Annotated in this window: 1 pseudogene; it reads right to left on the bottom strand. The window is 41.8% G+C overall.

Annotated elements, in window-relative coordinates:
• Positions 1 to 158: 158 nt before the first annotated feature.
• A pseudogene (locus tag HMPREF2756_RS02150) lies at positions 159 to 545 on the bottom strand (hypothetical protein); the annotation flags it as partial.

Below are 545 nucleotides of genomic sequence, written 5' to 3'. Positions count from 1 at the left end.
TTTAAAATACAAAAACACTGGCCCCTGCAACAAAGCAAAACCGCAGGAACCAGTAGTTTTTATATGAGACTATTCTCCACTAATTTACCTGAAGAGAGCTCCACGTGAATAAATATTGTAAAATCCGGTTAAAGAGCCAAAAATGAGAACCCCTGGTATTACTTACTCTCATATTTCCAGCTCTCCAAAACCTCATCAATATTCTTCACATACAAAGGATGCTCCGCCCCAGGATCATTTTCATCGAAATCAGGAATCACGATCGCCCGACCCTCAAAAAACTCCAACACCTGATCAAGATGCTCTTGAGACACCTCCATACCATGAAGAATATTCGCAGGATCATACTCCCCATCCTCATCCTCCGAATACCGGTACCTCAACTCAGTATCCACAGTCTGCAACAGCTGTGCAGTCCACTTCGCCATGAAATAGTCAGTTTTTTCTTGATCTTGGAAGAACACATCATAATCCTTCAGAACAAAAAAGAACCCCTGACTCAAATCCAACCACTGCAAATCCTCAAGATACTCATGAATCCAATC

It is taken from the genome of Rothia sp. HMSC067H10, assembly GCF_001810635.1.
Lineage (GTDB): Bacteria > Actinomycetota > Actinomycetes > Actinomycetales > Micrococcaceae > Rothia > Rothia dentocariosa.
The sequence above is the reverse complement of the archived record's forward strand: the minus strand, read 5'-3'. Positions and strand labels throughout refer to the sequence as shown.